The sequence below is a fragment of the Aquirufa sp. genome (genome assembly GCF_044377215.1).
GTDB lineage: Bacteria > Bacteroidota > Bacteroidia > Cytophagales > Spirosomataceae > Aquirufa.
This window is the reverse complement of sequence record NZ_JBILJM010000060.1, coordinates 1-3,707: the sequence shown is the minus strand read 5'-3', so window position 1 is coordinate 3,707 and position 3,707 is coordinate 1. Positions and strand designations below refer to the sequence as shown.

5 protein-coding genes are annotated in these 3,707 nt (G+C 43.1%); 3 read left to right on the top strand and 2 right to left on the bottom strand.

Annotation, left to right across the window (positions count from 1 at the left end; genetic code table 11):
- Positions 1-173 precede the first annotated feature (173 nt).
- Together ACIQ6T_RS11240 and pyrF are read right to left on the bottom strand one after the other, a co-directional pair.
- Complete coding sequence (locus ACIQ6T_RS11240) at positions 174-581, bottom strand: DUF2721 domain-containing protein (protein WP_395786430.1); 408 nt, start codon at positions 579-581, stop codon at positions 174-176.
- Position 582: 1 nt separating this feature from the next.
- Positions 583-1,410, bottom strand: coding sequence for an orotidine-5'-phosphate decarboxylase (gene pyrF / locus ACIQ6T_RS11235; RefSeq protein ID WP_395786428.1), 828 nt, complete (start codon positions 1,408-1,410; stop codon positions 583-585).
- A 104-nt stretch (positions 1,411-1,514) separates the two neighbouring features.
- On the opposite strand from pyrF, the gene rfbC reads away from it, so the two are divergent.
- From rfbC to ACIQ6T_RS11220, 3 genes are read left to right on the top strand one after another with little or no spacing between them, the layout of a single operon-like run.
- Positions 1,515-2,057, top strand: coding sequence for a dTDP-4-dehydrorhamnose 3,5-epimerase (gene rfbC / locus ACIQ6T_RS11230; RefSeq protein WP_395786426.1), 543 nt, complete (start codon positions 1,515-1,517; stop codon positions 2,055-2,057).
- 19 nt (positions 2,058-2,076) lie between these two features.
- Positions 2,077-2,613, top strand: a complete 537-nt coding sequence (pyrR, locus tag ACIQ6T_RS11225) for a bifunctional pyr operon transcriptional regulator/uracil phosphoribosyltransferase PyrR (RefSeq protein WP_395786424.1) — start codon at positions 2,077-2,079, stop codon at positions 2,611-2,613.
- A gap of 4 nt (positions 2,614-2,617) precedes the next feature.
- Entirely contained in the window at positions 2,618-3,535 is a 918-nt protein-coding gene (locus ACIQ6T_RS11220) for an aspartate carbamoyltransferase catalytic subunit (RefSeq protein ID WP_395786422.1), read from the top strand.
- Positions 3,536-3,707: the final 172 nt, after the last annotated feature.

The following is a 3,707-nucleotide window of genomic DNA, read 5'->3' as shown; positions in this document are numbered from 1 at the left end:
AGGCGGAAACAATAAAGACTCAGAAAAATTCCGAGCCTTTATTCAATCCGCCTAAGTAGTATTTTTATGATGTAGCGGTTTAACCGCTGTTTCAAATCAAAATTGTACACAAAAATACTACTATATTTCAATTTTTGAAATATTAAGCGGGAAAATTTATACTATTCAAATAATTAATGTTTTTTGGCCAAGATATCTTCCATGTCGGAAAGCTCCACTTCGAGCGCCTTCGTCGATATCGTAATCTCCCATGCACTGAGCATGAGCGCGGCACACATGCCCACTAAAGCCGTACCAAAGAACCAATGTGAAACTAACTGCATTTCAAAGAAGATGAAAAACATGCAAATCACACTCAGAATTAAACTAATAATCGCAATGATCTGCATATTCTGAATCAATTTCATGCGCAAGCGTAAATTTTGAATTTGCTTCAAAATCGATTCATCCGGGTTCTGCTGGAATTTCTCATGCAAACCACGAATCAGCGAGGCCATCGACATGAAGCGGTTGGTGAAGGCAATCATCAACAATGAAACCGTTGAAAACAATAAGGCAGGGGTTCCGATTCCTAATTCCATGTTATTTGATATAAAAAGCGTCTAAATGCATCGCCATTTCTTCTTGTAGTTTTTGGGCTTCCCGCTTCGCATCTACGGCTGGATTGTCACCCGCATAAATTATGCCGCGGGAAGAATTAACCAATAAGCCTACGCGTGAATTCATGGCATAACGCGCCACATCCTCCAAACTCCCTCCTTGCGCACCTACACCCGGAACTAAAAAGAAGTTGTCCGGCGCAATTTCACGCACTTTTTGTAAAAAGTCTACTCGAGTTGCCCCAATCACAAACATCAATTCCTCCGGCGATGCCCAGGTTTGTGCCAAACGCATCACGCGCTCGTACATGGGTATGTAATCCTCCGACTTGGTCATTTGGAAATCATGACTACCTGGATTGGATGTCAACGCTAATAAAATCACCCATTTGTTGGCAAAACGCAGAAAAGGCTCCACCGAATCATGACCCATGTAAGGAGCCACCGTAATGGAATCAAAATTCAAGCCACTAGACTTGGGGTCAAAAAACGTTTGCGCATACATATACGCCGTATTGCCAATGTCCCCACGTTTCGCATCTGCTATCGTAAAGACATCCTTGGGCATATATTCCATTGTTTTCTGTAAACTTTCCCAGCCCTTCGGTCCTAATGCCTCATAAAAAGCAATGTTGGGCTTATAAGCCACCGCATAATCAGCCGTTGCGTCAATCACCGCTTGATTGAAGGCAAACACAGGGTCTGCTTCTTGCTTAAATTTGGATGGAATTAACCGGGGATCCGTATCTAAACCCACACACAAAAAAGATCGCTTTCGTTCTATCTGATTGACTAATTCATGTGAATTCATACGGAATTGGGAAATAGGAATTGGTTTACTGCGTAAATATCAATAATTTTGGCACAAATTAAGGGCTTTCCTAGCCATTTTCAAACTTAAGGAATTTTAATTCTATGCAATTTATCAACCACCCATTCGCAGGCGTCATTGAATGTATTCCGACCAAATTTCACGATGATCGCGGCTTTTTTTACGAGTCATATAATCAAAAGCGTTTTGCTGCCAACGGCATACCAGAAGATTTTGTTCAGGATAATTTCTCATTTTCAACGCCGGGTGTTTTGCGTGGACTGCATTTTCAAAAAGATCCCCACGCGCAAGGAAAATTAGTCCGTTGCATGACTGGAAAAGTTAAAGACGTTATTGTGGACCTGCGCAAAAGCTCAGCCACCTACGGACAGCACGCTTCCTTCATTCTAGACGCAGATCAAGGCAATATGCTGTATGTACCCGTTGGCTTTGCACACGGATTTCTAGCCTTAGAAGAAACGATTTTTGTCTATAAGTGTACCGAATTTTGGAATAAAGAAGCGGAATCAGGTTTACGCTGGAATGACCCAAGCTTACAAATTGCATGGGGAATCGATAACCCCATCGTTGCAGATAAAGACCAAATCTTACCCCTATTTGACCCAAACGAAGTGATATTTAATTAATTTTTATACCTTTGTGCCAATGACTCGCAAGCTGATTCTATCAAGCCCATTATTGGAGATAACCATATCCAGGTTATGCCAAGAGCTCATTGAAAATCAAATCAAAGATGTGGAAACCGTTATTTTAGGGCTACAACCCCGTGGTATCTATTTCGCTGAACGCATCGCCAAGGAACTTGGCAAGCAACTCAACCAGACATTTCAAGTGGGCAAATTAGACGCCACGTTCTACCGCGACGACTACCGGAGACGCGATACAATTGCGCCTAATTCCACCGACATTTCCTTTTTGATTGAAAATAAACGCGTCATTTTAGTCGATGACGTATTGGCGACTGGCCGCATGGTTCGTGCCGCACTCGATGCCATGAATTCATTCGGTAGACCCGCAAAAGTTGAGCTCTGTGTCCTAATTGACCGCATTTACAACCGAGACCTGCCCATTAATGCAGACTATGTGGGGAAAGCGGTGAACACACTGCCTACGGAAAAAGTACTTGTAGAATGGCAAGAACAAGGCCATGAAGCTGATAAAATTTGGTTAATCACCCAATAAAAATATGTTGAAATCGCCACACTTGTTAGGGATTAAAGATTTAGACGAAGCGTCTATCCACTTAATCGTTAAAACGGCTAAAGAATTTAAAGAGGTTCTCAACCGACCGATTAAAAAAGTTCCCTCCCTACGTGACGTCACCATTGCCAATGTATTTTTTGAAAACTCAACCCGTACCAGACTCTCCTTCGAATTAGCCGAAAAACGCCTCTCAGCAGATACCATTAATTTCTCAGCCTCCGGAAGCTCAGTTAAAAAAGGAGAAACGTTACTCGATACGGTCAATAACATTCTAGCCATGAAGGTCGACATGATCGTCATGCGCCACGCGAGCCCAGGTGCTCCGCATTATTTGGCCAAACATATCAAAGCCAATATTATCAATGCGGGCGACGGAACCCACGAACATCCCACGCAAGCACTTTTAGATACCTATTCGTTACAGGAAAAATTGGGGGATTTGACAGGGAAAAACATCGCGATTATCGGGGATATCCTGCACTCCCGGGTAGCCCTTTCAAATATCTACGCACTGAAGAAACAAGGTGCAAATGTCCGCCTTTGCGGCCCGAGCACCCTGATTCCCAAGCATATACAGTCGCTTGGCGTCGAGGTGTCGCACGATGTAAAAAGTACGTTACAATGGTGCGATGCGGCGAATGTGCTGCGGATACAGTTGGAGCGCCAACAAATCAAATACTTCCCAAGTCTACGTGAATATTCCCAGTTCTTTGGCATCACCCGTCAAATGTTGGACGAGTTGCCTAAAGAAATTGTCTTAATGCACCCAGGCCCGATTAACCGCGGGGTGGAATTAAGTTCCGATGCGGCAGATTCGCCACACTCGATCATCCTAGATCAGGTAGAAAATGGAGTGGCCGTGCGCATGGCGGTTCTTTATCTACTCGCTTCGCGCGCTTAAAAATCAGTATACGCTTACTAGACCGGGATTTTTCCCTAAAGCTGTAGTGTTAGGATAATAAGATCGTTGGCATTTTTCAACATGCAAGAAAAATGAGCGATTGGCCATAATTTTAATTAATTTTGAAATCTTTTGCGGTTTAAAGCACTTTATGAATTCAATTCAAATCCAA

Bases quoted from the DNA above. Each gene is read 5' to 3' on its own strand.
- ACIQ6T_RS11240 (WP_395786430.1), bottom strand. From the start codon at position 581: ATGGAATTAGGAATCGGAACCCCTGCCTTATTGTTTTCAACGGTTTCA.
- pyrF (WP_395786428.1), bottom strand. From the start codon at position 1,410: ATGAATTCACATGAATTAGTCAATCAGATAGAACGAAAGCGATCTTTT.
- rfbC (WP_395786426.1), top strand. From the start codon at position 1,515: ATGCAATTTATCAACCACCCATTCGCAGGCGTCATTGAATGTATTCCG.
- pyrR (WP_395786424.1), top strand. From the start codon at position 2,077: ATGACTCGCAAGCTGATTCTATCAAGCCCATTATTGGAGATAACCATA.
- ACIQ6T_RS11220 (WP_395786422.1), top strand. From the start codon at position 2,618: ATGTTGAAATCGCCACACTTGTTAGGGATTAAAGATTTAGACGAAGCG.